Raw genomic sequence first — 26372 nt, 5'->3', positions numbered from 1 at the left:
CCGTCATTCCACACGAGGCGCCGGCCATGCGTCCGTTGAAGCGAGATGCGCCGCAAGGCCCGACAGCCCGGGCGCCACATCGGCTTTCAATGTCATGGCGGGGATGTCGTAGTCGCCGCCGTTCTGAGGACGGAACGGTATCGGCGCGGTTTGCGCCAGCGTGTCGAGCCGCTCTGCGAATTCTTCGCACACGGCGGAGAACCGGGCATCGTCCATGCGCTCGGCGCGATAGACCACCAGCGGCGGCAGGACATCGAAGCCGGGGTAGTACAGGATGCCATGCTGAATGGGGAACAGCAGGTCGTCGATAGCGCCGTTGACGCCGCGCGGGCCGTAGTGCGACGCCCATCCGCCGGCCGTCACCACCAACATGGCGCGCTTGCCGGCCAGCGTGCCCTCGCCGTAGCGGTCTCCCCAGCGCACGTCGGAATGTTCGCCGACGCCGTAGCCGAAGCCAAAGGCATAGACCCGTTCAACCCAGCCTTTCATAATGGCCGGCATGGAAAACCACCACATCGGAAACTGGAAGATGACGGTATCGGCCCAGCGCAGCTTGTCCTGCTCGCGGGCGATATCGGCGCTTTGCAGATCGTTGGCGTAGGCGCGCCGGGAATCGCCCACCGGATCGAAACGGTCGCCCACCGGGCCGCCGACGACATCGCCGGCATCGACCAGCGCCTTCCATTTCATCGCATACAGGTCGGATACCTGGACGGCGTGTCCCGCCGCTTCAAGACGCCGCACCGCAAAGTCCTTCAACGCGCCGTTCAACGACTTCGGTTCGGGATGGGCATACACAATCAGAACATTCATCACGCTACTCCTTGGCTGGAAAAACACCAGCATAAGAGAGGATCAGGTATATTAAAAATGAATTTCCAATATTCCAGGTATAGCCATGAATAATCTCCGCCGTCTGGACCTCAACCTGCTGGTGACGCTGGACGTGCTGCTCTCGGAGCACAACGTGACGCGGGCGGCGGAGCGTTTGAACTTTTCGCAGCCATCCATCAGCGTGCACCTGTCGAAGCTGCGCGACATCTTCGGCGATCCGCTGCTGCTGCCCGGGCCGCGCGGCATGCGTCCCACCGCGCGCGCCGAACAACTGCGCGAGCCCTTGCGGCTGGCGCTGGAAGCGCTGGGCCGCGCGGTGTCGCCCGCCAGTCCGTTCGATCCGCGCGGGGCGAATCAGACATGGCGCGTCGCCGCCAGCGACTACGGCGAATCGACCATCCTGTTGCCGGCGCTGGCGGGCTTGCGCGCGGCGGCGCCGGGAACGCGGCTGGCGGTGCTGGAACTGACTCCGCCACGCATCGCCAGGCAGGCGGAATCGGGCGAGATCGACCTGGCCTTCCACACCACGGAGGAAGCGCCGCCGGGCATGCGCCATCGGCTGCTGTTCCGGGAGCGCTACGTGCTGGCGGGACGCAGCGGCCATCCGCGCCTGAAACGGCGGCCGACGCTGGCGCAGTTCTGCGCCATGGAGCATGTCATCGTATCGCCCGACGGCGGAGGGTTCAGCGGCGGCACGGACCGGGCGCTGGCGGCGGCGGGCTTGCCGCCACGGCGGGTGGCGCTGTCGGTGCCGCACTTTCTGTTTGTGATATCGGCGCTGGCGAGTACCGATATGGTGGCGATGCTGCCGGAGCGGCTGGTGAAGAACCATCCCGCGCTGCGCTGCGTGGCGCCGCCGGTCGAGGTGCCGGGCTATGAGATGGCCATGTTGTGGCACGAGCGCTCGCATCGCGACCCGGCACACCAGTGGCTGCGCGAGTACATCGCCAGCACGGTAGCTTGAGTATATACTTCGGCGCTGAAGGCTTGGTCACCAAAGAAGGATGTATATGAAGATGCTGTCTCGCGTTGACGCGAACGTCGCTGCCGAAATTCACCGGCAGTTTCCGCAATTGAAGCAAATCAGGGAGCTGGACTCGGACGGCGGCATGGAGCGCGTGGCGATCTCCGTGTTCGACCAATGGCTCGACGACGAGAGCGAATGGCATCTGCTGGATTGCTTCGAAGGCCCGGAGCGCGTACAACGCAACAAGAAATTCGAGCAGCACTGGGCGGCGCTGTTCGACCTGACGCCGGTCTACACGCTGCGCCACCGCGGCCGCTGGCCGGCCAAGGCCAAGCTGGTACTGAAGCGCTACACCGACCGCGAAGGCTTCCTGCGCCAGTCGCGCTTCAACGACTACGGTGTGCCGTCGCAATTCATCATCCTGCCGGAACTGGGCTGCATCTACGCGGCGGGCTGGGACGACACCAACATCCTGTACTTCAAAAACAAGGAACAAGCCGCGCCGGTGCTGGAACTTGCCACGAAGGCCGGCCTGTTCTGCCTGAATCCCAACCGCTGACGGGTCTGCGCACAGGGTGCTCCTCCGCGCTCCTTCTAGCAAAACCCCGATTTTCTCTTCTATTTTCTTCGATTTTTTCAAGCATTATGCTATTCCGGATTTGCCGGGCCAAATATGGGAAAGCCGAAAAAAATAGTGGGGAAAATCGAATGAATGCTACAACGAGCGCGCAGCCCAGCCGCTGCTGCGCAATGTTAAGGCGTGCGCCTCGCTTGACGCTATATGCATATGATATGCATAAGAAGCGGAGCGATACCATGCGTAAAGAATATGATTTCAGCAAAGGGAAACGCGGCGCCGTCATCGCGGCGGCGGGCAAAACCCGCGTTACCAACATGCTCGACGATGATGTCATCCAACACTTCCGAGATTTGGCCGAGGCGCAAGGTACCGGCTATCAGACCATGATCAATGCCGCGCTACGAAGCGCAATGAATCCGCCCGCCGAACATGGCAAGCCGATTACCGCAGCAGCGCTCAGAAAAGTCATCCGCGAAGAACTTTCGATGCTGCGGAAGCCCGCCTGATTCGCCATAAAAAAAGACGCCAGCGGCGTCTTTTTTTATCAGCGCAATCCGCTGGCCGCCTTGGCCAGGTCGGTGATCCGATCCCAGTCGCCGGCGGCGATGGCGTCTTTCGGCGTCAGCCAGGAGCCGCCCACACAGGCGACGTTCTTCAGCGCCAGGAACTGCGACGCGGTCTCTTGCGAGATGCCGCCGGTCGGGCAGAACATCACGTCCGGCAGCGGACCGCCAATCGCGTTCAACATGCCGATGCCGCCAGCCGGCACCGCCGGGAACAGTTTCAACTGACGGAAGCCATGCTCGCGCGCGGCCATCACTTCCGACGGCGTCATCACGCCAGGCAGCAACGGCAGGCCGCTGCTCTTGGCGGCGGCGATCAGCGCCGACGTCAAGCCCGGCGACACGCCGAACACCGCGCCCGCATCACGCGCCGCCGCAAACTCCTCCGGCTGCGTCAAGGTGCCGACGCCGACGATGGCGCCTTCCACTTCCGACATGGCCTTGATCGCGCCCAGGCCGTGCTTGGTGCGCAGCGTCACTTCCAGCACGCGGATGCCGCCGGCCACCAGCGCGCGCGCCAGCGGGACCGCATGTTCAGGTTCATCAATCGCGATCACTGGGATCACGGCCGAGGTACGCATAATGTCGAGCAGAGTCATGGTCATGATTTACGCTTCTTTCTTCATCGAGTAATCTTCATCGGAACCTGGCACGGTGTTGCCGACCGGGTCTTTGTCATGCAGGCCCACCGTGGTGGCGATCGGCGACGGCAGCCCGAACGTGGTCGCGCCCTTCTCCGCTTCGCACACGCTGTTGCGGAACATGGCGAACAGTTCGCGGCCCATGCCCACGCCGTTCGGCGTCAGGTCGGCCGTGGCCAGCGAGCGCGAATGCCACACGCTCGATTCGACCAACGCCTCCAGCGTGCCGGTACGGGCGCAGACGCGAATGATATCGCCATCGCGCACCAGGCCCAGCGGACCGCCAGCCAGGATCTCCGGCGACACGTGGATTGCCGCCGGCACCTTGCCCGACGCGCCCGACATGCGGCCATCGGTCACCAGCGCCACGTGGCGGCCGGCGTCCTGCAGGTTGGCCAGTGCAGGCGTCAGCGCGTGCAGTTCCGGCATGCCGTTGGCGCGCGGCCCCTGGAAGCGCAGCACGGCCACGAAGTCGCGGTCAAGCTGGCCGGCCTTGTAGGCGTCCATGAAGTCTTCCTGCGAATTGAAGGTCAGCGCAGGCGCTTCCACCGTCTGATGCTCAGGCTTGACGGCCGATACCTTCATCACCGCGCGGCCCAGGTTACCTTGTACCAGCACGGTGCCGCCGTCCGGCGAGAACGGCGAGGTGACCTTGCGCAGCACCGCCTCGTCGCCCGATTCGGTCGGCGCATCCTTCCAGACCACGCCCTTGCCGCCCTCGCCCAGGAACGGCTCGGTGCAGTGCGCGCGCAGGCCCTTGCCCAGGATGGTGGTGACGTCGTCGTGCAGCAGGCCGCCATCCAGCAGTTCGCGGATGACGAAGCCGGTGCCGCCGGCGGCGTGGAAGTGGTTCACGTCGGCGTTGCCGTTCGGGTAGATGCGCGTCAGCAGTGGCACCACTTTCGACAGCTCGTCGAAGTCGTTCCAGTCGATGACGATGCCGGCCGCCTTGGCGATGGCCACCAGGTGCAGCGTGTGGTTGGTCGAGCCGCCCGTGGTCAGCAGCGCGACGATGGCGTTGACGATGGACTTCTCATCGACCACGTGGCCGACCGGCAGGTATTCCTTCGATTGCGCGGTGATGACGGCGGCGCGGCGCGCGGCGGCCTTGGTCAGCTCGTCGCGCAGCGGCGTGTTCGGGGTGATGAAGGCGGCGCCCGGCAGGTGCAGGCCCATGACTTCCATCAGCATCTGGTTGCTGTTGGCGGTGCCGTAGAAGGTGCAGGTGCCGGCGCTGTGGTACGACTGCGATTCGCCTTCCAGCAGTTCGGCGCGGCCGACCTTGCCCTGTGCGTACAGCTGGCGGATCTTGGCTTTTTCGGAGTTCGACAGGCCGGTGGTCATCGGGCCGGCCGGCACGAACACCGCAGGCAAATGGCCAAAGTGCAGCGCGCCGATCAGCAGGCCGGGTACAATCTTGTCGCACACACCAAGGTACACGGCGGAGTCGAACATATTGTGCGACAGCGCCACCGCGGTGGCCATGGCGATGGCGTCGCGCGAGAACAGCGACAGCTCCATGCCCGGCTGGCCCTGGGTGACGCCGTCGCACATGGCGGGCGTGCCGCCGGCGAACTGGGCGACCGCGCCGACATCGCGCACCGCGTCCTTGATCAGCGCCGGGAAGCCTTCGAACGGCTGGTGGGCCGACAGCATGTCGTTGTAGGCCGAGACGATCGCCACCGATGGCTTCTTGAGTTCCTTGAGCGACAGCTTGTCGTTGGCGGGGAAGGCGGCGAAGCCGTGCGCCAGATTGGTACAAGCGAGCGCGCCGCGCTGGACGCCTTTGACGCGGGCCGCTTCAAGATGGGCCAAATAAGCGCCGCGCGACGGCTTGCTGCGCTGGATGATGCGTGCGGTGACGGTTTCTAGGACTGGATGCAACGCCATGATCGTTCCTTATGAATGAATTCCGTGAAATTTTACTACAAAATTTCGGATTCAGCCTACTTTTATTCTTGTAATGTGCGGCCGGGCGGGCAACGCATCGGCGGCACTCAGGCCCGACATCCCGCCGCAACGCCCCTCACGACAGAAAAACTGCGCCGTTTGAACGGAACCGTAGTGAATTTACCGGATTTTCCTGTATCATTCATGCATCCCCTCCCTCAGACTTAACGACGCCCAACGATTATGCGCCAGCCAGCACTGACCTCCACTTCCAGCTTCCAAGCCCTTGAATCCCACGCCGCCGACGCGAAGAACTGGCAAATGCGCCAGTTGTTCGCCGCCGACGCGCAGCGCTTCCCCAAACTGACGGTGGACGCGGCCGGCCTGTTCCTCGATTATTCGAAGAACCGCCTGGATGCCACCACCATCGGCCTGCTGCTGGACCTGGCCCGCGAACGCGGCGTGGAACGCCAGCGCGACGCCATGCTGAGTGGCGAGAAGATCAATCTTACCGAACATCGCGCCGTGCTGCACACGGCCCTGCGTATGCCGCGCGGCAAGGCGCTGACCGTGGACGGCCAGGACATCGCCCACGACGTGCACGCGGTGCTGGACCAGATCAAGGCGTTCACCGACCGCGTGCGCAGCGGCGCGTGGCTGGGCCACACCGGCAAGCCGATCACCGACGTCGTCAACATCGGCATCGGCGGCTCGGACCTGGGTCCGAAGATGGCCGTGCTGGCACTGCGCTCGTACGCGCATCCGCGCCTGAAGATGCACTTCGTCTCCAACGTCGACGGCCATGACATGGACGCCGCGCTGGCGCAGGTCAATCCCGAGACCACGCTGTTCATCATCGCCTCCAAGACCTTCGTCACCGCCGAGACCATGCTCAACGCCGGCACCGCCCGCAACTGGTTCCTGCAAACGGCCAAGGAAGAAGACCTGGCGCGCCACTTCGTCGCCGTCTCCACCAACACCGAGGCCGTGAAAGCCTTCGGCATCGACCCGGCCAATATGTTCCCGTTCTGGGACTGGGTCGGCGGCCGTTACTCGGTGTGGTCGGCGATCGGCCTGGCGGTGGCGCTGGCGGTGGGCTTCGGCTACTTCAGCGATTTCCTCGGCGGCGCGCACGCGATGGATGAACACTTCCGCGAGGCGCCGCTGGAGCAGAACATGCCGGTGCTGCTGGCGATGATCGGCTTCTGGAACCGCCAGTTCCTCAACGCCGGTTCGCTGTCGATCGCGCCGTACCACCAGGACCTGAGCCGCTTCCCGGCCTACCTGCAACAGCTGGACATGGAGAGCAACGGCAAGCGCGTCACACGCGGCGGCGCCGAAGTCGACACGCCGACCTGCCCGGTGGTGTGGGGCGAGTGCGGCACCAACGCGCAACACGCCTACTTCCAGCTGCTGCACCAAGGCACCGACGTCACGCCGATCGATTTCATCGCCGCCCTACGGGCCACGCACGACCTGGCGGGCCATCACGATTCGCTGCTGGCCAACTGCTTCGCGCAATCGGAAGCCTTCATGACCGGCAAGACCGCCGACGAAGTGCGCGCCGACCTCACCGCGCAAAAACTGAGCGCCGCCGAGATCGAGGCACTGGCGCCGCACAAGACCTTCCCCGGCAACCGTCCGTCCAACACCATCCTGATGGACCAGCTGACGCCATCCACGCTGGGCGCGCTGATCGCGCTGTATGAGCACAAGACCTTTGTGCAGGGCGTGATCTGGGACGTCAACAGCTTCGACCAGTGGGGCGTGGAGCTGGGCAAAGTCCTCGCCAAGAACATCCACGCGGAACTGACCGGCGACATCAAGCCGGAACGCCACGACAGCTCCACCAATGGCCTGATCATCATGGCCAAGGCCGCACAACATATCTGATTGCGATGAATACTCCACACATCAAAGTCGCCTACGACGCCGTCATGCAAACCGGCGAGTGCCCGCTGTGGCACGCGCAGGAACAGGCGCTGTACTGGGTCGACATTCCCGCCTTCACCGTGCACCGCCTCGATCCGGCCAGCGGCGCGCACCGTTCGTGGAAGCTGTCCAGCGAGCCGGCCACGCTGGCCGTCAGCGACCAGGGCGGCCTGGTGGTCGCCATGCGCAGCGGCTTCGCGCACCTGGACACCGGCAGCGATGAAGTGCGCCTGACCGAGATCGCCGCCGCGCCGTACGACACCGCCATCACCCGCTTCAACGACGGCCACGTCGACGGCGCCGGACGCTTCTGGGTCGGCACCATCTACGAGCCGCGCGACAAGCCGGCCGCCGAGATGTTCGTGCTGGAGCGAGGCACGATCCGCAAGGCCTGGTCGGGTGGCATGACCAACTCGAACGGCCTGGGTTTCAGCCCGGACTACAGCGCCATGTACCACGCCGACACCAGCGCCCACCGCGTCACCAAACTGGATTTCGATGTCGCCAGCGGCAAGGTGTCCAACCAGCGCCTGCTGCACCAGTTCTCGATGGACAAGGAGAACAACTACGGCGGCCGCCCCGACGGCGCGGCGGTCGACAGCGACGGCAATTACTGGGTCGCGATGTTCGAAGGCGCGCGCCTGGTCAAGCTGTCGCCCACCGGCGAGTTGATCGGCGAGATCGCGCTGCCGGTGCGCTGCCCGACCATGATGGCCTTCGGCGGCGCCGACCTGCGCACGCTGTACGTCACCAGCGCGGGCGCGCGGCCGGCGCCGGAACTGGCGCAGTACCCGCTCAGCGGCAAGCTGCTGGCCATCCGCGTCGACGTGGCCGGCCGCACGGAGCCGGCGTATATCGAATAAACTATATGTTGCATCCGCAGCATTTGTAGTAAATTTTCTTGCAATACAACAAATTGTGTAGTAAATTTACAGTTACATCCCTCTTTCAGCACTCTACATACTGCGAATAATTATGGCTCTTACCGATTTTGACCTGGTTCTGTTTGGCGGCAGCGGCGATCTGGCGATGCGCAAATTGCTGCCCGCGATGTACGCCCGCGACGTCGCCAACGACTTGCCCGCCACCGCCCGCATCATCTGCGTCGGCCGCGCCGACGCCAGCCAGCAAGACTTCCTGCACACGGTAGAGACCACGTCCAAACCGCATATCAAGTCGCCGGCCGTCACGCCTGCCGCCTGGGCCAAGTTCACCGCGCGCATCGTCTACGTGTCGCTCAACGCCACCGACTCCGGCAGCTACAGCTCGCTGGTCGAGGCGCTGCGCAAGGACGACGCCATCACCAAGGTCTACTACCTGGCGACGCCGCCGGCGATCTTCTCGCAAATCTGCGAGAACCTCAAGGCCAACGGCCTGGTGACCAAGAACTCGCGCGTGGTGCTGGAAAAACCGCTGGGCCGCGACCTGGCCTCGGCCAAGCAGATCAACGCCGAAGTGGGCCAGGTGTTCGAGGAATCGCAGATCTACCGTATCGACCACTACCTGGGCAAGGAGACCGTGCAGAACCTGCTGGCCCTGCGCTTCGGTAACATCCTGTTCGAGCCGCTGTGGCGCCGCGAGTGGATCTCCGACGTGCAGATCACCATCGCCGAGAAGCTGGGCGTGGGCAACCGCATGGGTTACTACGACACCTCGGGCGCGCTGCGCGACATGCTGCAAAACCACCTGCTGCAACTGCTGTGCATCGTGGCGATGGAGCCGCCGACCTCGATCGCGCCGGACGCCGTGCGCGATGCCAAGCTCCAAGTGCTGCGTTCGCTGAAAAAATTCACACCGACCACGCTGGCGCAGAACATCGTGCGCGGCCAGTACCGCGCCGGCCATGTGGACGGCAAGGCCGTGCCGAGCTACCGCGACGAGCCGGATGCGCCGGAACATTCGCGCACCGAGACCTTCGTGGCGATGAAGGCGGAAATCGACACCTGGCGCTGGGCCGGCGTGCCGTTCTACCTGCGCACCGGCAAGCGCATGGCCGATGGCCTGGCCGAGATCGTCGTGCGCTTCAAGCAGATCCCGCATTCGATCTTCGCGCAGCCGACCAACAGCTTCCAGCCGAATTCGCTGGTGATCCGTTTGCAGCCGGACGAAGGCCTGCGCATGAACCTGATGGCCAAGACGCCGGGCGACGGCATGCGCCTCAAGCAGGCCGAGCTGGAACTGGACTTCCGCGAATCGTTCAAATCGCCGCGCATGGACGCTTACGAGCGCCTGCTGCTCGACGTGCTGCGCGGCCAGCTGACCCTGTTCATGCGCGGCGACGAATTGGAAGCGGCGTGGGAATGGGTCGAGCCTATCCTGAACAACTGGGAGGCCGACGACAGCTTCCCTATCCCGTACGCCTCCGGCACCTGGGGCCCGGCCGCCGCGTCGGCACTGATCGGCCGCGATGGTTTGCAATGGCGCGAAGAAGCGCTTCCGGAAGACTAAACGACGATGCTGTTAGATTCCATCCGCACCCAGCTCGACTCGCTCTCCAAATCGGAGCGCAAGGTCGCGCTGGCCGTGCTTGATCATCCGGGCCAGACGGTCAGCCAGAACATCACGGCGCTCGCCAAGAGCGCGCAGGTGTCCGAGCCGACCGTGGTGCGTTTCTGCCGCACGCTGGGTTACGACGGCTGGCACGAGTTCAAGCTCAAGCTGGCGCAAGGCCTGGCGCTGGCCCTGCCCGGCCTGAACGAACAGCCGACCCAGGACGACCTCGCGGCCGACCTGGTCAACAAGATCTGCAGCCGCTCGATCAATACCCTGCTGGACCTGCGTAACAACCTCGATCCCGAGGCGATCCAGAAGGCGCTGGATATCCTGTCCAAGGCCAACAAGATCGAGTTCTACGGCCAGGGCACATCGGGCATCGTGGCGGCGGACGCGCAACACAAATTCTTCCGCTCCGGCGTGCCGACGGTGGCATATGCCGACCCGCACATCCACAGCATCGCCGCCGCCCTGCTGCGCGCGGGTGACGCGGTGGTGGCCATCTCGCAGCGCGGCAACAGCCCGTCGCTGGTGCGCTCGATCAAGCTGGCGCGCCGCGGCGGCGCCGACGTGATCGTGCTGGCGCCGTCCGGTACGCCGCTGGCGGACCTGGCGACGGTGCTGATTCCGATCGACCTGATCTTCAACATCGATCCCTACACGCCGATCTCGGCGCGGCTGGCGTACCTGGTGGTGATCGACGTGCTGGCGGTCGGCCTGGCGCTGCAACGCGGTCCCGAATTCCGCAAGAAAATGCAGAACGCACAGAAGGCCTTGCAGGAATTCGACCTGCAGTTCGACTCCTTCATCGGCTAAGAAAAAGCGGACGTCCACGACGTCTGCTCTTGTGCAAAGCGCGGCCATCCAGGCCGCGCTACGCTGGCAGTTGTTCCACACTCCAGCTTCCCTTCTGACTTCATACGGCGAACGCCGCGTTCCACGAGATATCTCAGCTCCACACCCAGTTCAGCACTTTCGCAGCAGAGGCTGCGGAGAAAGGAGTCAATCTTGACGTCCCCTCCGCCCTAAAGAGCAGAGATTCCTACTGCTAGCGTCGCACGTCCGCGACGGAGAATATTGACTGCAGCATTGAGATCACGATCATGCACAGCACCGCAATCACTACAGCACCACTCTCTTACTCCAAGGTCTGCGATACCTCTCGGCCTCGTGTCGGGCAACGCGCCACAATGCGAACAGACCTGGGTGGTGAAACGTTCGTCGACTTCCCCGAACCAGACGCCATGCTTAACAGCCTTGTACGCCAGTTGTGTACGGAAGGACGACCAGCCGGCATCGTAGACCGACTTCGCCATGCTGGTTTTGGCGAGGCCCTGCGCGTTGACGTTGCCGACCACGATATAGTCGAACGCGGCGATGATCGCGCTGGTATGGGTATGCAGAAAATTGAGCCTGCGATTGGCAATCTTGGCGTGGATGGCCTGGGTACGCCGCTTCTTGCGCGCGCGCTGGGCACGCGCCAGCGCCGCCTCGGCTTCCCTGTAAAAATGGGGCGCTTCAATGATGCTGCCTTCGCTCAAAGTCGCCAGCATCTTCAGGCCGAGATCGATGCCGACCCCGCGCACGGGGGAGCGGATCGGTGCCGGCTCCACCTCGACGACAATGTTGAGGAACCAGTTGCCTCGACGGTCGCGCGAAAAGTTGGTGCCATCGAGGATTTTCCCTTCTGGCAGAGGGCGCGAGTAAAACACACGAAACGTGCGGCTGGCGAACCGGAAGGCGTTGCCTTCGCGCTTGAGGTCACGTCCCTTCAACGGCACCCAGCCCGTCGTCTTGAGGCCGCGATAGCGCAAGTAAGGCCGGCGTGATATGGCGCGCGAGGTGGCGTAGCGCTGGCAGACGTCGTTGATTGTACCCGAATGCAGGCCAAGCTCTTTGGAGCAACCGGTGGTCAGCTTGATCAGGTCAAATCCAGTGTGCCAGCGCCGACCGAAGCGCAACGCATCCTTTTGCCGGTCATTGCAGTAGTTCCAGACGAAATTGACCGTCCGTGCTTGCTGGTCCAGCAGGCCGATCAAGGATTTGACGCGATATCGGTAAACCAGTTTCATACTTGTTTGACCAATGCGGAACGCATGAGTTCCGTGTTTCCTCCCTCCATCGACTATTGCGGAGTCGGTTCCTTTCACTCCTCGCCCTGAAAGACGAGGTTTCTCGGAACAAATCTGATTCACAGAAAAAAACGGCAAAATGCTGGACATCTGGCGTGTCGACGAAGGGTGTCCGGAATATGACTTTTTGTACGGCCTGTACCTGAGAGCCAGGCGCAAGGCGCCCGGCATACCACAACGATTGGAGCGCATCAGGGATGAGCTCAGGAAATCGAACATCATCGGCGAGGCACCACCAGTCGCAGAGAAAGCGGATGCAACCTCCTGATAGCCGTTCTTGACGCCTTGCGACAGATGTCACATAATGCGTGACATCTGTCGCGTAGAGGCGTCGTATGTTCATTTCCACCCTTCTGATGTTCCGTTTTCTGCTCGCCAGCCTTGGCTGCATGGCCGCCGGCCTGGTGGTGTGGGCGATGACCGCCGCCTGCCGCCGCTACCTGCCGCAGGTCGCTGCACAACGTTCCATCTGGCTGCTGGGCCAGGTGACGATCATCGCGACCTTCCTTGCGTTCCTGCTGCCGCAGAGCGAGCGACTGCGCCTGCTGCCACCAATCGAACTGCCCGAAACCATGCTGGTCTCCCCCGCCGCGCCGGACCATGCTGCCGTGCCGTCGCCGGCCGGCGCCATCGTCAATGGCGGCAACACGACGACGGACTACCGCGCCTGGCTGACCTTCGGCGCGGAAGCCTGGCTGTCGCTCTACCTGCTGGGACTGGCCTACACCACGGGCCGCGTGCTGCAAGCGCACCGCACGCTGAACGGACTGGCCGCGACCGGCGAGCGCCTGAACCTGACGGATCGGCATCGGGGTCTGGACGTGGCCGCGCCGCCTGCGCTCACCATCATCGAAGTCGATGCGCCAATCTCGCCTATGCTGTTCGGTTGGTTCCGCCCGCGCCTGCTGCTGCCGCGCCATCTGCGCAGCTTCGAGCCTTTGCAACAGCAGATGATCGTCGAACACGAACTCACGCACCTCCGCCGGCACGACCTGCAATGGATGAGCGCTGGCGTCGTGCTGCAAACGCTGCTGTGGTTCAATCCCTTCATGCGCCTGCTGCGCGACAACCTGGCCTGGGCGCAAGAGCTCGGCTGCGACCGCGATGTGCTGCGCAACCGTCCACCGTCACAACGCAAAGCGTATGCGGCCGCGCTGGTGGCGCAGCTGCGACTGCAGCCGCATCCAGTCAAGGCCGCGCTGGCCTTCGGTGGCGTCAGCGCCCGCACAGTGGCGGCACGCATCGGCCTGATCCGCGAACCGGCCGCCATGCCGCGCGGCGTGTGGGCGCGCGGCGCCGCCCTCGCCGGCCTGACGGGCATCTTCGCAGCCAGCCTGGCGTTCCAGCCCGCCCTGGCCGACCGCGCCGCACCAACCGCGCACGCGGCAACACCAGCCACCTTCAGCTGCACGGAGATGGTCGATGCCGCCAGCGGCGCGCGGCTGGTCCACGACGGCCATTGCGACGAGCGCGTCACGCCCGCGTCCACCTTCAACATCGCCGTCAGCCTGATGGGCTTCGACAGCGGCCTCCTGCACGACGCCCACTCGCCTAGCCTGCCGTTCAAGCCCGGCTATGTCGACTGGAACCCCGACTGGCGCGAAACGACCGATCCGACCAGCTGGATACGCAACTCGACCGTGTGGTACGCCCAGCAGGTGACAGCCAACCTCGGCGCGCGCCGCTTCCAGCAGTACCTGAACAGTTTCGGCTACGGCAATCTGGATGCCTCGGGCGACCCCGGCAAGGACAACGGCCTGACAATGTCGTGGATCGAATCCAGCCTGAAGATCTCGCCGGCCGAGCAGACCGTCTTCCTGCGGAAAATCGTCAACCGCCAGCTGCCATTGTCGGCACACGCCTACGACATGACCGCCCGCATCACCGCGCTCGGCACCTTGCCGAACGGCTGGCAAATCCATGGCAAGACCGGGACCGCCTCGCCGGTGCTGGCCGACGGCAGGGATGACGAGCGGCGCAGCTACGGCTGGTTTGTCGGCTGGGCCACCAAGGGCGGCCGCACCGTGGTCTTCTCCCGCCTGGTGCTGCAAAACAAACAGGACCGCGCCGCCGGCCCAGCAACCAGGGACGCTTTCCTCAGCGATCTGCCGGCCCGGCTGGACGCGCTTTAACCACACTGAAAAAAGGAGTCGCATGAACTTTCGCCACATCATATTGGGGGCGCTGTACAGCCTCGTCCCGATTTCCGCCGCCCACGCCACCGAGGTCTGCACGGCGCTGTCCGACAGCAACGGCCCGACGCTGTTCAGCCGCGGAGACTGCCAGCGCCAGGTGACGCCGGCATCGACCTTCAAGATCGCCATCAGCCTGATGGGCTACGACGCCGGCATCCTGAAAGACCAGCACACGCCGAAACTGCCGTTCCGCGAAGGCTATGTCGACTGGCGTGACAACTGGCGCCAGGATACCGATCCCAGCAAGTGGATGAGAGACTCGGTGGTTTGGTATTCGCAACAGGTGACGCAGTCGCTGGGCATGCCCCGCTTCGCCGCCTACGCCCGCAAATTTCAATACGGGAACGCCAACGTCGCGGGCGATGCCGAACATGAGGGCCTGACCTTGTCGTGGATATCGTCGTCGCTGAAGATCTCGCCGCTGGAGCAGCTGACCTTCCTGAACAAGGTCATCAACCGCCAGCTCGGCGTCAGCGCCCGCGCCTACGACATGACCGCGCGCCTGACGCAAGTCGACCAGCCGCTGGACGGATGGCGCATCCACGGCAAGACCGGGGCCGCCTCCGGCTTCGGCTGGTACGTGGGCTGGGCCACGAAGGGGACGCGCAGCTTCAGCTTCGCTCACCTGCTGCAAAGGGACGACACGCAGCCGCACGATGTGTCGGCCGGCGTGCTGGCGCGCGAGGCGCTGCTCAAGGAACTGCCGCAACTGCTGGGTTCGCTGGAACAGGAAGCGCTGCTCAGGCCAGCGTTGCGCCAGGCCATCAAGCCATGACCTTGCCTAATCGGCAAACTAAGCTTTATTGCGTCACAATATAGAGACTATTGGATTTCATGTTCTTTAACAATTCTTCACGGTTGAGTACAATAAGACAAGCCCTACTCCCCTCAACTGACAGTCAGCGCACATGAACCAGCTCGAACAGCTCAAGAAATTCACCACCGTAGTCGCCGACACCGGCGATTTCCAGTCCATCCAGGCCTACACCCCGCGCGACGCCACCACCAACCCTTCGCTGATCCTGAAGGCCGTGCAGAAGGACGAGTACAAGCCGCTGCTGGAAAAAGCCGTGCGCGACAACCTCGACAACTCCATCGCCGAGACCATCGACCACCTGCTGATCGCCTTCGGCAAGCAGATCCTGCGCATCATTCCCGGCCGCGTGTCGACCGAGATCGACGCCCGCTTGTCGTTCGACGTCGAGGGCTCGGTGGCCAAGGGCCGCGAGCTGATCAAGTTGTACGAGCAGGCCGGCATCGAGCGCGAGCGCGTGCTGATCAAGATGGCCGCCACCTGGGAAGGCATCCGCGCCGCCGAGATCCTGGAAAAGGAAGGCATCCACTGCAACATGACGCTGCTGTTCTCGCTCGGCCAGGCCATCGCCTGCGCCGAGGCGGGCGCGCAGCTAATCTCGCCGTTCGTCGGCCGCATCTACGACTGGTATAAGAAATCCACCGGCATCGAGTACGTCGGCGCCGAAGATCCGGGCGTGCAGTCGGTCAAGCGCATCTACAACTACTACCGCAAGTTCGGCTACAAGACCGAGGTGATGGGCGCGAGCTTCCGCAACACCGGCCAGATCCTGGAACTGGCCGGCTGCGACCTGCTCACCATCAGCCCCGACCTGCTGCAAAAACTGGCCGACAGCGACGCCCCGGTCGAGCGCAAGCTGAGCGCCGAGACCGTGCCTGGCGCCGGCATCATCAAGCTGTCGCAGGACGAGAAGACCTTCCGCTTCCAGCTCAACGAAGACCAGATGGCCTCCGAAAAACTGGGCGAAGGCATCCGCGCCTTCTGCGCCGACTCCGGCAAACTGAAGCAAATCATCTCCGGCATGCGCTGACCCCGGCGCAGGGGCAGGCGAAAGGCGGTAACGCGGCGCGAGCCGTGTTACCGCTTTTTTACTTTTGTTGGCATACAAAACGTTACATAACTAGCTGTATTACAATGTTGCGACCTTAGCCAACGACCAGTCTGGCTGACCAAGCGCTCTACATAAATCCTTTTACGAGATCCATCCATGAGATTAGTACCTCGTTACACAGCTGCCGTTGTCTCCCTCTCCCTGCTGGCCGCCTGCGGCGACAAAGCCGCCGCCCCCGGCGCCCCGCCCCCAGCCAATGTCGCCGTCATCACCGTCGCCCCCGCCGCCGTCACCCTGAGCACCGAACTGCCGGGCCGCACGGAAGCGTCGCGCATCGCGCAGGTGCGCGCGCGGACCGCCGGCATCGTGCTGCAGCGCGTGTTCAAGGAAGGTGGCGACGTCAAGGCCGGCGAGGTGCTGTTCCGCATCGATCCCGCCAGCTTCCAGGCCTCCTACGACAGCGCGCAGGCCGCCGTCGCCAAGGCCGAGGCCAACCTGGCGCAGGCCGATTTAAAGGTAAAACGATATAAACCGTTGTTGGCCGCGCAGGCCGTGAGCCAGCAGGAATACGACGACGCCGTCACCGCGCAGAAGCAGGCCGCCGCCGATCTGGCCACGTCCAAGGCCGCGCGCACCAACGCCGGTTTGACCTTGGGTTACGCCACCGTGACCTCGCCGATCTCCGGCCGCATCGGCCGCGCGCTGGTGACCGAGGGCGCGCTGGTGGGCCAGGGCGAAGCCACGCCGATGGCCACCGTGCAGACGCTGGACCCAATCTACGTCACCATCACCCAATCGTCGACCGAGCTGCTGCAGCTGCAGCGCGCCCTGGCCGCCGGCAAGATCAAGAGCGCCGGCAAGAACGAGGCGCGCGTCACCCTGATCACCGAGGACGGCCAGGCCTACCCGCAAGCGGGCCGGCTGCTGTTCTCGGACGTGTCGGTGGATGAGAGCACCGGCGCCGTGTCCATGCGCGCCGAGTTCCCGAACCCGCAGCGCACCCTGCTGCCCGGCATGTACGTGCGCGCGCGGCTCGACCAGGGCGTCAACGAAGCCGCCATCACCGTGCCGCAGCAGGCCGTGGTGCGCAGTCCCGAGGGCTCGTCGGTGCTGATCGTCGGCGCGGACAACAAGGTGCTGGCGCAGCCGGTCACCGCCACCGCCAACGACGGCCAGAACTGGGTCGTCAGCTCCGGTCTTAAGGGCGGCGAGCGCATCGTGGTCGAAGGCTTCCAGAAGGCCAAGCCAGGAGCGACGGTCAATCCACAGCCGTGGAAAGGCCCAGCCGGCGCAGCGCCCGCGGCGGCATCGGCACCAGCCGGCAGCGCGCCCGCAGGCGCTGCGGCTCCGGCGCCTGCGCCGGCAGCAGCCGCTCCCGCGGCATCCGATCGCGGCACCGCCAAATAACAGGGAGTCTTGATGGCCAAGTTTTTCATCGACCGCCCCGTATTCGCGTGGGTGATCGCACTCTTCATACTGCTGGGCGGGATGCTGGCGATCACGGTCTTGCCCGTGTCGCAGTACCCGACCATCGCGCCGCCATCGATCGTGGTGACGGCCAACTACCCCGGCGCCACCGCGCAGGTGCTGGACGACGCCGTCACCAGCGTGATCGAACAGGAGATGAATGGCGCCGACGGCTTGCAATACGTCGAATCGTCCAGTGAGGCCAGTGGCGCCGTCACCATCACCGTCACCTTCGTCCCCGGCACCAATCCGGACCTGGCGGCGGTCGATGTGCAGAACCGCATCAAGCGCGTGGAATCGCGCCTGCCGGCCGCCGTCACGCAACAGGGCGTGCAGGTCAACAAGGCACGTTCCAACATCCTGATGTTCGTCGGCCTGACCTCGACCGACGGCCGCCTCGACCCGACCGGCCTGGGTGACTACCTGGCCCGCAACGTGGTCAATGAAGTCAAGCGCATACCCGGCGTGGGCCAGGCGCAGTTGTTCGGCACCGAGCGCGCGATGCGCATCTGGGTCGATCCGGCCAAATTGATCGGCCTGAAGATGAACATGGCCGACGTCACCGCCGCCATCCGCGCGCAGAACGCGCAGGTCACCTCCGGCACGCTGGGCGATTTGCCCAGCCCCGCCAAGCAGACCTTCTCCGCGCCCATCGTGGTCACCGGCCAGCTGTCGTCCACCACCGAATTCGGCCAGATCGTGCTGCGCGCGAATCCCAACGGATCGCTGGTGCGCCTGAAGGACGTCGCGCGCATCGAGATGGGCGGCGCCAGCTTCTCCATCAACGCGCGCCTGAACGGCGCGCCGTTCTCCGCCATCGCGGTGCAGCTTTCGCTCACCGGTAACGCGCTGCAAACGGCGACCGCCGTGCGCGCGAAGATGGACCAACTGGCCAAGTACTTCCCACCCGGCGTGAAGTACACCATCCCTTACGACACGTCGCTGTTCGTCAAGATCTCGATCGAGGAAGTGGTCAAGACCCTGCTGGAAGCGGTGGTGCTGGTGTTCCTGGTGATGTACCTGTTCCTGCAAAACTTCCGCTACACGCTGATCCCGACCATCGTGGTGCCGGTGGCGCTGATGGGCACTTTCGCCGCGATGCAGATCTTCGGCTTCTCGATCAACGTGCTGACCATGTTCGGCATGGTGCTGGCGATCGGTATCCTGGTCGATGACGCCATCGTGGTGGTGGAAAACGTCGAACGCATCATGAGCGAGGAAGGCCTGTCGCCGCGCGACGCCACCCGCAAGGCGATGACGCAGATCACCGGCGCCATCATCGGCATCACGCTGGTGCTGATCGCCGTGTTCATTCCGATGGCCTTCTTCGGCGGCGCGGTCGGCGCGATCTACCGCCAGTTCTCGCTGGCGATGGTGTCGGCCATGCTGTTCTCGGCGCTGATGGCGCTGACGCTCACGCCGGCCCTGTGCGCCACCATTCTGAAACCGGTGGAAGCCGGACATCACCACGAGAAGAAAGGCTTCTTCGGCTGGTTCAATCGCCGCTTCGCGGTGACCGCCACCGGCTACCAGGGCGTGATCGCCAAGATGATCAAGCGCACCGGCCGTTACCTGGTGATCTTCGCGCTGATCTGCGGCGTGGTGGGCTGGCTGTATGCGCGCCTGCCGTCGTCGTTCCTGCCGAACGAGGACCAGGGCTACCTGATCGCCAACGTGCAGCTGCCGGCTGGCGCGTCGAGCAGCCGCACGCAGGCCGTGCTGGCGCAGGCCGACGCCTACTTCCGCAAGCAGCCCGGCGTGGCGCGCACCATAGCGGTGGCGGGCTTCAGCTTCTCCGGCAATGGCCAGAATGCGGGCCTGGTGTTCATCCCGCTGAAGGACTGGAAGGAACGCGGACCTGATCAATCGGCACAGGCGATCGCGCAGCGCGCGTTCGGCGCGTTGTCGAGCATCCCGGATGCGATCATCTTCCCGCTGTCGCCGCCGCCGATCCGCGAACTGGGTAACGCCACCGGCATCACCGCGCGTCTGCAGGACCGCAGCGCGCTGGGTCACGACGCGCTGATCGCGGCACGCAACCAGCTGCTCGGCATGGCCGGCAAGAGCGCCATCCTCAAGGGCCTGCGCCCTGAAGGGCTGGAGGACGCGCCGCAGCTGCAGGTCGATATCGACCGCGAGAAAGCCAACGCCTTGGGCGTGAGCTTCGCCGACATCAACTCGATGATGTCGACCGCGCTGGGTTCGTCCTACGTCAACGACTTCGCCAGCAGCGGGCGCCAGCAGCGCGTGATCGTGCAGGCCGACGCGCCGCGCCGCCTGCAACCGGAAGACATCATGCAGCTCAACGTGCGCAGCGCGGCTGGCACGATGGTGCCGTTCTCCTCGTTCGCCACCTCGCACTGGATACAAGGTCCGGTGCAGCTGGTGCGCTACAACGGCTACCCCGCCATCAAGCTGACCGGCGACGCCGCGCCAGGCCGCTCGACCGGCGAGGCGATGGACGAACTGGAACGCCTGGCGGCGCAGCTGCCGCCCGGCTTCAGCATCGAATGGACCGGCCAGTCGCTGGAAGAAAAGACCTCCGGCTCGCAGGCGCCGATGCTGTTCGCGCTGTCGCTGCTGGCCGCCTTCCTGGTGCTGGCGGCGCTGTATGAAAGCGAATCGATCCCGGTGGCGGTGCTGCTCGTGGTGCCGCTCGGGATCCTGGGCGCGCTGCTGGGCGCCACCATCCGTGGACTGCCGAACGATGTGTACTTCAAGGTCGGCCTGATCGCGATTATCGGCCTGTCGGCCAAGAACGCGATCCTGATCATCGAATTCGCCAAGGACCTGCAGGCGCAGGGCAAGGGCCTGATCGAGGCGACGCTGGAAGCCGTGCATCTGCGCTTCCGGCCGATCATCATGACGTCGCTGGCCTTCATCCTCGGCGTGCTGCCGCTGGTGATCGCCACCGGCGCGGGATCAGCCAGCCAGCGCGCCATCGGTACCGGCGTGATGGGCGGGATGATCACGGCCACGGTGCTGGCGGTGTTCCTGGTGCCGGTGTTCTTTGTCGTGATCCGCAAGATCTTCAAGGGCAGCGAACGTCAGCGCAAGCTGGCCGCACATGAACTGAACGATAAGAAGCATGAAACCTATGACTAAGCCCATCCTGCCCTTCACCGTACTGGCGGCCTTGCTGTCGGCCTGCTCGATGGCGCCGACCTACCAGCGCCCCGCCGCGCCGGTGGCCGCCGCCTTCCCGGCCGACAGCGCCGGCGCCGCCGCGCGCACCAGCGTGCCGCTGCCGCCGGCGGCCGGCATGCGCGAAGCCGCCGATACCGGCTGGCGCGACTACTTCACCGATCCGCGTTTGCAGCAGCTGATCGCCGCCGCGCTGGAGAACAACCGCGACCTGCGCACCGCCGCGCTGCGCATCGAGGAAGCGCGCGCGCAGTACGACATCCAGTCGGCCGACCGCCTGCCGAACGTGAACCTCAACGCCGGCGCCACCAAGGCCAAGACGCCGGCCTTCCTGTCGCCGGGCGGGCAGACCAGCATCGGCAAGCGTTATGACGCCGGGCTGGCGCTGTCCTCCTTCGAGCTGGACTTCTTCGGCCGCGTGAAAAGCCTGAACGACGCGGCGCTGGCGGCCTACCTGGCCACAGACGAAGCGCGCCAGGCGGCGCAAATCAGCCTGGTGGCGCAAGTGGCGCAGGCCTACTACACGGAGCGCGCCTACGCCGAGCAGTACGCGCTGGCGCAGCAGACCTACGACGCGCGCGCCCGCACCTACAAGTTGACGCAGCAGCGCGCCGAAGTGGGCGCCTCGTCGCGGCTGGACCTGCGCTCCAACGAGACGCTGATGGAAACCGCGCGCGCCGCCGCGCTCACGCTGGCACGCCAGCGCGCGCAGGCGGACAACGCGTTGACGCTGCTGGTCGGCCAGCCGGCCAGCGCCAGCCCCGCCGCCGGCGCCATGCCGAGCGACCAGCAGATCGACGCCCTGAGCGCACTGCCGACCGGCCTGCCGTCGGACCTGCTGACGCGCCGTCCCGACATCCGCGCCGCCGAGCAACGATTGAAGTCCGCCAACGCCAACATCGGCGCCGCGCGCGCCGCCTTCTTCCCGCGCATCAGCCTGACGGCCGCGCTGGGCAGCAGCAGCCCGTCGCTGCACGGCCTGTTCGACAGCGGCTCGGGCAGCTGGTCGTTCGCGCCACAGCTGACGCTGCCGATCTTCGACGCCGGCCGCAACCGCGCCAACCTGAGCCTGGCCGAAGTGCGCAAGAACCTGGCCGTGGCCGACTACGAGAAGACCATCCAGACCGCCTTCCGCGAAGTGGCCGACGCGCTGGCCGCGCGCGACTACCTGGGCGAACAGGTGACCGCGCAGCGCGCCGTGCAAGACGCCCAGGCCGACCGCCTGAAGCTGTTGCAACTGCGCTTCGACAACGGCATCGCCAGCGGGCTGGACGTGCTGGACGCGCAGCGCGAGCTGTTCAGCGCACAGCAGACGCTGGTGCAAGCGCGCCTGCAGCGCACCACCAGCGCCATCGACCTGTACCGCGCCCTGGGCGGCGGCCTCAAATAAAGATGGGGTCAAGTCTGACATTCGGACACGAGCTCTTCCGTAGCGGCCTCGCTACGGAAGAGCTCGTGTCCGAATGTCAGACTTGACCCCAATTTAATATGGCATCTCCTATCATTATTCGGCTTGGCGTTCGGGCGCGTGAGCGTATCGCGGCCGAGGGCGTTCGCGCGGCCGATGTCGCTATCGTGCCGGCCGCGGCCGGCGGGCCCAAGGGCCTGATCCTGCATGGCCTCGATTGCTGGATGTTCGGCCACTGGCTGCGCGCCGCGCCGCGTCCGCGCAGACTGGTCGGCGCTTCGATCGGGGCTTGGCGCATGGCGGCGTCAGCCTTCGACGATCCGCTTGCCGCCCACAAGCGGCTGGCCCGGCTGTACGCCGGCCAGCGCTATCCGGCCAAGGTCACGCCCGCCTACGTCAGCCAGACCATCCGCGCCCTGCTCGATGAATTGCTCGATGGGCGGGCCGCCGAGGTGGCCGGCCATCCCGACCATCACGTCTCGGTGCTGACCGCGCGCGGCGTCGGCGCTCTGGGCAATACCAACGGCCAGCGCTGGCGCGAGATGGCCGGCTTCGCGCGCGCGGCCGCCGGCAATGTGCTGGCGCGCCGCCATCTGGCCTCATCAATGGAGCGCGTGGTGTTCCACAACCGGCGCGACGATGCGCAATGGCTGCGCCAGCCGTTCGATGCCTTCAACGGCCATTTCGTCGGCCTCGACCCGGCCAACCTGCGCGACGCGCTGCAGGCCTCGGGCTCGATTCCGCTGGTACTCGAAGCGGTGTCGGCCATCGCCGGCGCGCCGGCCGGCGACTACTGGGACGGCGGCCTGATCGACTATCACCTGCACCTGCCCTACCAGCGCGATCCCGGCTTGGTGCTGTATCCGCATTTCAGCGACTACATCGTGCCCGGCTGGCTGGACAAGTCCATGCCCTGGCGCCACACCCGCCCCGGCCCGGACCACCCGGCCCTGGACAATGTGATCCTGGTCTCGCCCTCGCCCGACTTCGTCGCCAGCCTGCCCAACGGCAAACTGCCCGACCGCCGCGACTTCAAGGTCTACGGCCAGGACCACGCAGCCCGCCAGCGCGACTGGACCCGCGCCATCGCCGAGAGCGAACGCCTGGCCGAGGCCTTCGCCGCCTGGTGCGAACGGCCCGACCTGGCCCGCACAGCCACCTTCTGATTGTTTCAAAAAAGCAACGGAAGCCCCCGAAGATTCATGCCAGCCGGCACCGGACGGGCGCATACTTGAGCCCTGCAAGTTGCGTCCCACGGAGAATGAACATGAATTTTCTGACCCATCTGCGCATCGGCACCCGGCTCGCCGCCGGCTTCGCCATTGTCCTGCTGCTCGCCATCTGCGCCACCTCGGTGGCCTTGTACAACGCCCACGTCAACGCCGCGGCCACCCGCCACATGATGGAGCAGCCGCTGGCCAAGGAGCGCCTGGCCTCCGACTGGTATGTGCTGATCTACTCGGCCGTGGCGCGCACCGCGCTGATCGCCCGCAGCAGCGACGACACGCTATCCACCACCTTTGCCGACGTCATCGGCGCCAGCACCAAAAAAGGCGGCGAACTGCTGGGCCGGATCAAGGAACTGCTGTCCTCCGACCAGGAAAAGGCCGTGTTCGAAGCGTCGATGGGCCTGCGCAACACCTACCAGAAAGCCAAGACCGACATCATGAACGCCAAGAAGGCCGGCAACGCGGCCGAGGCGGAGAAGCTGTACAAGGAGGTGTTCGTGCCGTCGTCCGACGCCTACCAGAACAAGGTGCAGGAGCTGCTGACCTTGCAGCGCAAGGCCATCGACGATACCGCCCACGCGATCGACGCCGCCAACGACCGCAGCAACATGCTGCTGATGGTGCTGGCGGTGCTGATGGTGGCGATCGGCTCGCTGGCCGCGTGGGTGATCTCGCGCTCGATCACCGTGCCGCTCAAGTCGGCGGTGGCGATCGCCTCCACCGTGGCCAACGGCGACCTGACCACCCGCTTCGACGCCGAGACCACCAGCTGCGAAATCGGCGAGCTGATGACCGCGCTCAAGGGCATGAACGACGCGCTGCACAACGTGGTCAGCCAGGTGCAGAGCGGCACCAGCACCATCGCCACCGCATCCAATGAGATCGCGGCCGGCAATATGGACCTGTCGCAGCGCACCGAGGAACAGGCCAGCTCGCTGGAGGAGACCGCGTCGTCGATGGAGGAGCTGACCTCGACCGTGCGGCAGAACGCGGAGAACGCCAGGCAGGCCAACCAGCTGGCCCAGGCCGCCTCCGATGTGGCCGAGCGCGGCGGCACCATCGTGGGCCAGGTGGTCGACACCATGGGCTCGATCGACGCCTCGGCCAAGAAGATCGTCGACATCATCGGCGTGATCGACGGCATCGCCTTCCAGACCAATATCCTGGCGCTCAACGCGGCCGTGGAGGCGGCCCGCGCCGGCGAGCAGGGACGCGGCTTCGCCGTGGTGGCCTCGGAGGTGCGCAACCTGGCCCAGCGCAGCGCGGCGGCGGCCAAGGAGATCAAGGAGTTGATCGGCAATTCGGTCGAGCAGGTCGACATCGGCGCCAGGCTGGTGCAGCAGGCCGGCAGCACCATGGACGACGTGGTGTCGAGCGTGCGCCGCGTGACCGACATCATGGGCGAGATCACCTCGGCCAGCAGCGAGCAGAGCATCGGCATCGACCAGGTCAACACCGCCATCACGCAGATGGACCAGGTGACGCAGCAGAACGCGGCACTGGTGGAACAGGCCGCCGCCGCTGCGGCCAGCATGCAGGAACAGGCGGCGCGCCTGGCCGATGTGGCCGCGTCGTTCAAGCTGGGCGACGAGGTGGCGCAACCGATGCCGGTGCTGGCGCCGGCGCGGCCAACCCAAGCCACGACGCGTGCCCCGGCCACCGTCAAGCCGCTGCGCGCCGTGGCGCCGCCGGCCAAGCCGGCGCCGGTCAAGCAGGCCGCGAAAAAATCCGCCAGCGTCGGCGGCGACAGCGACTGGGAAGAGTTCTAAGCCGGCTGCATGGCGTCGCGGATCGACATGCCCCAGGCGGCGTTGCGGGGCAGGAAGTAGCCTGCATCCTGCAGCAATCCCGCATAGACGCGGAATTCGCGCATGGTGAGCAGGGTCGCGGCGTTGCGGTAGGCGGCGATGGGCGGGTGGCGCACGCCGGCCGCGTCGGGCTGGAACACCGTCAGCGGAAAGCCGTCGTTGTTGTTTTCCATGTCGGCCTGCACCAGCGCGCCGAACGCCACGTGGCGGTGCGATTCGGCGTTGTGGTGCACGCGCCGGAACGCGCCGTTGCCGTTGACCATGCGTCCGTTGAGCAGGTTGATGCAGCGCAGGATGCGCGGCGTGATGTTGCCCATGTCGTAGTGCTCCTCGTTGCCGAAGCCCGCCGGCGCCTGCCAGCCCTGCGGGCGCGGGCGCCCGGTGGTGGTCTCCATGGTCATCACCTTGTCGAGGTTGGTGCCGGCGGCGAACACCTGCCCCTGGCGCGGCGCCATGCCGTTCATCACCAGCCCCGGCTTGGAGATCTCGCGCATGCTGGTGCTGCCGTAGTCGCTCCAGCGCGGACACACCGCCATCAGGTCGTAGTCGCCGGTCATCGGCCGGTCGTTGGCGCCGGCCTCGGACGAGCACATCACCTCCAGCGGCAACAGCAGCCGCGAGGCCATGCCGCGCGCGCTGAAGTCGGTGGCGATGGTGTAGACGTGGATCTGGTAGACGGCGGTGCCGGCCGTGGCGCCGGCGCGGTGCCAGCAGGCGCGGAACTCGAACAGCAGGCCGTCGCCGGAGCGCCGCGCCAGCAGCGAAAAGTCGCGCGTGCCGGGGATGGCTTCCATGAATTGCACCGCCGTGCGCGCCGGCATCTCCTCGGCCTCCACCAGCTGGCGGGTGAGCTGCTCCAGCGTCAGCTCCAGCACATGGGCCGAGGCGAAGCCGTCGTTGATGCCCTTCTGGTTGGCGCGCGTGCCTTTCTGCGCCTTGCCCTGGTCGTGGCCAACCTTGCTGTAGGTGCCGTCGTACGGCACGAAGCCGGCCTGCGGCCCCCAGTCCGAACTCTTGCCCTTGACGTGGAAATTCTTGCTGGGGAAACCGTCCTCCAGCCAGCGCCGCGACCACGGCCCGGTCGAGCGGAAGATGATCACCTCGTCGAGCGCGTTGGCCACCTGCTGGCAGGCGATCATGTCGAGCCGCGTCATGCCGTTTTCGGCATGCAGGAACGATGGCATTAAATCAAAGACGGGCATGGCGGCTCCAGGTTGATCATCG

The 26372-nt window shown here is 65.4% G+C and carries 21 protein-coding genes and 1 pseudogene; 17 read left to right on the top strand and 5 right to left on the bottom strand.

What is annotated here, in order from left to right:
* Positions 1-3: 3 nt before the first annotated feature.
* The gene (locus ACUJB0_RS30780) at positions 4-813 is read right to left on the bottom strand and encodes an NAD(P)H-dependent oxidoreductase (RefSeq protein ID WP_444848591.1); all 810 of its coding nucleotides are present in this window, start codon (positions 811-813) and stop codon (positions 4-6) included.
* A gap of 85 nt (positions 814-898) precedes the next feature.
* Here ACUJB0_RS30780 and ACUJB0_RS30775 point away from each other — a divergent pair, with 85 nt between their 5' ends.
* The 3 genes from ACUJB0_RS30775 (at position 899) to ACUJB0_RS30765 (ending at position 2887) form a co-directional block, all read left to right on the top strand.
* Positions 899-1798, top strand: a complete 900-nt coding sequence (locus ACUJB0_RS30775) for a LysR family transcriptional regulator (RefSeq protein WP_444848590.1) — start codon at positions 899-901, stop codon at positions 1796-1798.
* A gap of 109 nt (positions 1799-1907) precedes the next feature.
* Entirely contained in the window at positions 1908-2360 is a 453-nt protein-coding gene (locus ACUJB0_RS30770) for a hypothetical protein (protein ID WP_444848589.1), read from the top strand.
* 257 nt (positions 2361-2617) lie between these two features.
* Positions 2618-2887: a BrnA antitoxin family protein gene (locus ACUJB0_RS30765; RefSeq protein ID WP_444848588.1), complete on the top strand. Its 270-nt coding sequence runs from the start codon at positions 2618-2620 to the stop codon at positions 2885-2887.
* A gap of 38 nt (positions 2888-2925) precedes the next feature.
* On the opposite strand, the gene eda is transcribed toward ACUJB0_RS30765, so the two are convergent.
* On the bottom strand, positions 2926-3549 hold the full coding sequence (eda, locus tag ACUJB0_RS30760) for a bifunctional 4-hydroxy-2-oxoglutarate aldolase/2-dehydro-3-deoxy-phosphogluconate aldolase (protein WP_161087327.1): 624 nt from the start codon (positions 3547-3549) through the stop codon (positions 2926-2928).
* A gap of 3 nt (positions 3550-3552) precedes the next feature.
* Positions 3553-5475: a phosphogluconate dehydratase gene (gene edd, locus ACUJB0_RS30755; RefSeq protein ID WP_444848587.1), complete on the bottom strand. Its 1923-nt coding sequence runs from the start codon at positions 5473-5475 to the stop codon at positions 3553-3555.
* Between the two features lie 243 nt (positions 5476-5718).
* Between edd and pgi the strand changes: the two genes are divergently transcribed.
* The 4 genes from pgi (at position 5719) to ACUJB0_RS30735 (ending at position 10716) form a co-directional block, all read left to right on the top strand.
* Complete coding sequence (gene pgi / locus ACUJB0_RS30750; RefSeq protein ID WP_444848586.1) at positions 5719-7368, top strand: glucose-6-phosphate isomerase; 1650 nt, start codon at positions 5719-5721, stop codon at positions 7366-7368.
* 5 nt (positions 7369-7373) lie between these two features.
* The gene (locus ACUJB0_RS30745; RefSeq protein WP_444848585.1) at positions 7374-8270 is read left to right on the top strand and encodes an SMP-30/gluconolactonase/LRE family protein; all 897 of its coding nucleotides are present in this window, start codon (positions 7374-7376) and stop codon (positions 8268-8270) included.
* 112 nt (positions 8271-8382) lie between these two features.
* Complete coding sequence (gene zwf / locus ACUJB0_RS30740; protein ID WP_161087323.1) at positions 8383-9855, top strand: glucose-6-phosphate dehydrogenase; 1473 nt, start codon at positions 8383-8385, stop codon at positions 9853-9855.
* 6 nt (positions 9856-9861) lie between these two features.
* Positions 9862-10716, top strand: a complete 855-nt coding sequence (locus tag ACUJB0_RS30735; RefSeq protein ID WP_117011571.1) for an SIS domain-containing protein — start codon at positions 9862-9864, stop codon at positions 10714-10716.
* Positions 10717-10925: 209 nt separating this feature from the next.
* On the opposite strand, the gene ACUJB0_RS30730 is transcribed toward ACUJB0_RS30735, so the two are convergent.
* A complete protein-coding gene (locus ACUJB0_RS30730) occupies positions 10926-11972 on the bottom strand; it encodes an RNA-guided endonuclease InsQ/TnpB family protein (RefSeq protein WP_444848584.1) in 1047 nt (348 codons plus the stop codon).
* A 139-nt stretch (positions 11973-12111) separates the two neighbouring features.
* On the opposite strand from ACUJB0_RS30730, the gene ACUJB0_RS30725 reads away from it, so the two are divergent.
* The 10 genes and pseudogenes from ACUJB0_RS30725 (at position 12112) to ACUJB0_RS30680 (ending at position 25109) form a co-directional block, all read left to right on the top strand.
* Positions 12112-12300, top strand: a complete 189-nt coding sequence (locus tag ACUJB0_RS30725) for a hypothetical protein (protein WP_444848583.1) — start codon at positions 12112-12114, stop codon at positions 12298-12300.
* Between the two features lie 67 nt (positions 12301-12367).
* Positions 12368-13201, top strand: a pseudogene (locus ACUJB0_RS30720) (M56 family metallopeptidase); the annotation flags it as partial.
* Positions 13202-13300: 99 nt separating this feature from the next.
* Entirely contained in the window at positions 13301-14164 is an 864-nt protein-coding gene (blaOXA, locus tag ACUJB0_RS30715) for a class D beta-lactamase (protein ID WP_444848601.1), read from the top strand.
* 22 nt (positions 14165-14186) lie between these two features.
* A complete protein-coding gene (gene blaOXA / locus ACUJB0_RS30710; RefSeq protein ID WP_444848582.1) occupies positions 14187-15002 on the top strand; it encodes a class D beta-lactamase in 816 nt (271 codons plus the stop codon).
* 133 nt (positions 15003-15135) lie between these two features.
* Positions 15136-16071 carry a transaldolase gene (tal, locus tag ACUJB0_RS30705; RefSeq protein ID WP_444848581.1) on the top strand — a complete coding sequence of 312 codons (936 nt, stop codon included), beginning with the start codon at positions 15136-15138 and terminating at the stop codon, positions 16069-16071.
* A 177-nt stretch (positions 16072-16248) separates the two neighbouring features.
* The gene (locus tag ACUJB0_RS30700) at positions 16249-17499 is read left to right on the top strand and encodes an efflux RND transporter periplasmic adaptor subunit (RefSeq protein WP_444848580.1); all 1251 of its coding nucleotides are present in this window, start codon (positions 16249-16251) and stop codon (positions 17497-17499) included.
* 12 nt (positions 17500-17511) lie between these two features.
* Positions 17512-20664 carry an efflux RND transporter permease subunit gene (locus tag ACUJB0_RS30695; RefSeq protein ID WP_444848579.1) on the top strand — a complete coding sequence of 1051 codons (3153 nt, stop codon included), beginning with the start codon at positions 17512-17514 and terminating at the stop codon, positions 20662-20664.
* Positions 20648-22093: an efflux transporter outer membrane subunit gene (locus ACUJB0_RS30690; protein WP_444848578.1), complete on the top strand. Its 1446-nt coding sequence runs from the start codon at positions 20648-20650 to the stop codon at positions 22091-22093. Before ACUJB0_RS30695 ends, ACUJB0_RS30690 begins: the two co-directional genes overlap by 17 nt.
* A gap of 98 nt (positions 22094-22191) precedes the next feature.
* A complete protein-coding gene (locus ACUJB0_RS30685; protein WP_444848577.1) occupies positions 22192-23277 on the top strand; it encodes a patatin-like phospholipase family protein in 1086 nt (361 codons plus the stop codon).
* A 101-nt stretch (positions 23278-23378) separates the two neighbouring features.
* Entirely contained in the window at positions 23379-25109 is a 1731-nt protein-coding gene (locus ACUJB0_RS30680) for a methyl-accepting chemotaxis protein (protein WP_444848576.1), read from the top strand.
* Here the strand turns inward: ACUJB0_RS30680 and ACUJB0_RS30675 are convergent.
* Entirely contained in the window at positions 25106-26350 is a 1245-nt protein-coding gene (locus tag ACUJB0_RS30675) for an anthrax toxin-like adenylyl cyclase domain-containing protein (protein WP_444848575.1), read from the bottom strand. The genes ACUJB0_RS30680 and ACUJB0_RS30675 overlap by 4 nt on opposite strands.
* Positions 26351-26372: the final 22 nt, after the last annotated feature.

Origin of the sequence: Duganella caerulea (assembly GCF_040362985.1) — a bacterium.
In the GTDB taxonomy this organism is placed as follows: Bacteria; Pseudomonadota; Gammaproteobacteria; order Burkholderiales; family Burkholderiaceae_D; genus Rugamonas; species Rugamonas vulcania.
Note: the sequence above shows the minus strand (reverse complement) of the source record. Positions and strands in the feature narration are given on the sequence as shown.

Coding starts and splice junctions, on each gene's coding strand:
- ACUJB0_RS30780 (WP_444848591.1), bottom strand. CDS start 813: ATGAATGTTCTGATTGTGTATGCCCATCCCGAACCGAAGTCGTTGAAC.
- ACUJB0_RS30775 (WP_444848590.1), top strand. CDS start 899: ATGAATAATCTCCGCCGTCTGGACCTCAACCTGCTGGTGACGCTGGAC.
- ACUJB0_RS30765 (WP_444848588.1), top strand. CDS start 2,618: ATGCGTAAAGAATATGATTTCAGCAAAGGGAAACGCGGCGCCGTCATC.
- eda (WP_161087327.1), bottom strand. CDS start 3,549: ATGACCATGACTCTGCTCGACATTATGCGTACCTCGGCCGTGATCCCA.
- edd (WP_444848587.1), bottom strand. CDS start 5,475: ATGGCGTTGCATCCAGTCCTAGAAACCGTCACCGCACGCATCATCCAG.
- pgi (WP_444848586.1), top strand. CDS start 5,719: ATGCGCCAGCCAGCACTGACCTCCACTTCCAGCTTCCAAGCCCTTGAA.
- ACUJB0_RS30745 (WP_444848585.1), top strand. CDS start 7,374: ATGAATACTCCACACATCAAAGTCGCCTACGACGCCGTCATGCAAACC.
- zwf (WP_161087323.1), top strand. CDS start 8,383: ATGGCTCTTACCGATTTTGACCTGGTTCTGTTTGGCGGCAGCGGCGAT.
- ACUJB0_RS30735 (WP_117011571.1), top strand. CDS start 9,862: ATGCTGTTAGATTCCATCCGCACCCAGCTCGACTCGCTCTCCAAATCG.
- ACUJB0_RS30730 (WP_444848584.1), bottom strand. CDS start 11,972: ATGAAACTGGTTTACCGATATCGCGTCAAATCCTTGATCGGCCTGCTG.
- ACUJB0_RS30725 (WP_444848583.1), top strand. CDS start 12,112: ATGCTGGACATCTGGCGTGTCGACGAAGGGTGTCCGGAATATGACTTT.
- blaOXA (WP_444848601.1), top strand. CDS start 13,301: ATGCCGCGCGGCGTGTGGGCGCGCGGCGCCGCCCTCGCCGGCCTGACG.
- blaOXA (WP_444848582.1), top strand. CDS start 14,187: ATGAACTTTCGCCACATCATATTGGGGGCGCTGTACAGCCTCGTCCCG.
- tal (WP_444848581.1), top strand. CDS start 15,136: ATGAACCAGCTCGAACAGCTCAAGAAATTCACCACCGTAGTCGCCGAC.
- ACUJB0_RS30700 (WP_444848580.1), top strand. CDS start 16,249: ATGAGATTAGTACCTCGTTACACAGCTGCCGTTGTCTCCCTCTCCCTG.
- ACUJB0_RS30695 (WP_444848579.1), top strand. CDS start 17,512: ATGGCCAAGTTTTTCATCGACCGCCCCGTATTCGCGTGGGTGATCGCA.
- ACUJB0_RS30690 (WP_444848578.1), top strand. CDS start 20,648: ATGAAACCTATGACTAAGCCCATCCTGCCCTTCACCGTACTGGCGGCC.
- ACUJB0_RS30685 (WP_444848577.1), top strand. CDS start 22,192: ATGGCATCTCCTATCATTATTCGGCTTGGCGTTCGGGCGCGTGAGCGT.
- ACUJB0_RS30680 (WP_444848576.1), top strand. CDS start 23,379: ATGAATTTTCTGACCCATCTGCGCATCGGCACCCGGCTCGCCGCCGGC.
- ACUJB0_RS30675 (WP_444848575.1), bottom strand. CDS start 26,350: ATGCCCGTCTTTGATTTAATGCCATCGTTCCTGCATGCCGAAAACGGC.